This window comes from Saccharopolyspora sp. NPDC045941 (assembly GCF_056431445.1).
Window position 1 is genome coordinate 1 of record NZ_JBWKKU010000158.1, and the last position, 1,692, is coordinate 1,692.

At 67.7% G+C, this 1,692-nt stretch carries 2 protein-coding genes; both read right to left on the reverse strand.

Annotation, left to right across the window (positions count from 1 at the left end; translation table 11 throughout):
* Positions 1–74 precede the first annotated feature (74 nt).
* Positions 75–884: an IS21-like element helper ATPase IstB gene (istB, locus tag AC07FN_RS45840; protein WP_478401374.1), complete on the reverse strand. Its 810-nt coding sequence runs from the start codon at positions 882–884 to the stop codon at positions 75–77.
* A partial coding sequence (locus AC07FN_RS45845) for a Mu transposase domain-containing protein (protein WP_478401375.1) occupies positions 884–1,692 on the reverse strand: 809 nt, incomplete at its 5' end. The genes AC07FN_RS45845 and istB, both read right to left, overlap by 1 nt.

Consider the following 1,692-nt stretch of genomic DNA (forward strand, 5'->3'; position numbering starts at 1 on the left):
TGTCAACGGCGGCTGGATCATGACCCCTTTCCGGCATGTGAATGTTGACCCCCTTGTGCCTGGTGGGTTGGTGTTTATTCTTCGGTTGTGCCGGCGGTGGGGACGCGGCCGAGGTCGCGGTCCTTGAGCCGGTAGCTGTCGCCTTTGAGGGCGATGACTTCGGCGTGGTGGACGAGGCGGTCGATCATGGCGGCAGCGACGACGTCGTCGCCGAAGACCTCGCCCCAGCGGCCGAAGACCTTGTTGCTGGTGACGATCAAGCTCGCCCGTTCGTAGCGGGAGGACACGAGCTGGAAGAACAGGTTTGCGGCTTCGGGCTCGAACGGGATGTAGCCGACCTCGTCGACCACGAGCAGTGGGATGCGGCCCAGTTTCACGAGTTCTTGCTGGAGGCGGCCGGCGTGGTGGGCGTCTGCGAGGCGGGCGACCCACTCGACGGCGGTGGCGAAGGAGACTCGGTGCCCGGCCTGACAGGCTCGCATTGCCAGGCCGATCGCCAGGTGTGTTTTGCCGGTTCCCGGCGGGCCCAGGAACACCACGTTCTCTTTACTGGCAACGAAATCTAGCGTTCCGAGGTGTGCGATGGTGTCGCGTTTGAGTCCGCGGGCGTGGTCGAAGTCGAACTCCTCCAGGGATTTGCGGGCGGGGAAACGGGCGGCGCGGATGCGGCCCTCGCCACCGTGGGACTCGCGTGCGGAGACCTCGCGTTGCAGGCAGGCGACGAGGAACTCTTCGTGCGTCCAGGATTCCGCCCGGGCCCGCTCGGCGAGCCGGTCGACCGATTCCCGCAGGGTGGGCGCCTTCAACACGCGGGTCAAGAACGCGATCTCAGCGGTGAGATCCCGGGGGGTTGTTGTCTTCGTGGTAGCTCGGGTCGCGGACATCAGGCCACCACCCCTCCATCGGCGCCCTCGCCGTCGAGGCCGAGGGCGGCGTCGTAGTCGGCCAGGCACCGCTGCTCCACCTCGGGTTCCGGTACGGGCCGCAACATGCCGATCCTGTTGCGGCGCAACGACTTCGCTGCGGTTACGTGGTCCGGGTCGGAGATCGTTTGATGCCAGGCCCAGATCCGGTCGTGATCGGCCACCACCTTCCCGTCGCACCACACCCGCACCCGCGCCAGATCGGCGACGATCTCCACCCGCCGGCCGATCACGCTCGGGTGCACCGAATAATCGTTGGAATCCAGCCGAATGTAGTGATCTCGCGGCAGACGAGTCGAACACCGCCAGCCGGTGGCCGGCGCAACCGGCGGCAGCGCGAGCATCGCGGCCTTATCACCAACGATCCGATCGGTCGGGGCGCACCCCAGTGCCCGGCGGGGCCGGGAGTTCACCACAGCCAGCCACTCCGCCATCTGGCTGTTGAACCCCGCCGGGCCGTCGAAGGTGCGACCCGGCAAAAACGAGCGCTCCAGGTAGTCATGCGCCCGCTCAATCAGCCCCTTGGCCTCCGGGTCGGCCGGCCGGCAGATGACCACTTTCGCGCCCAACGTGCCCCGAAACGCCTGACACTCGGCCGTCAGCTCACTGCGCCCACCACGCCACCGGCCGATCGCGCCCTCGCCGTCCCAGACCAGCACCCGCGGCACCGCACCCAGCCGCTTGATCAGCTGCCACCAGCCGGCGAAGAGATCCTCGGCCCGGCGGCTGGGGATCAGCACCGCCTGAAGCCACCGCGAATACCCCGTCA

What these genes read in the sequence shown, in the direction of transcription:
- istB (WP_478401374.1), bottom strand. Translation starts at nt 884, where the DNA reads ATGTCCGCGACCCGAGCTACCACGAAGACAACAACCCCCCGGGATCTC.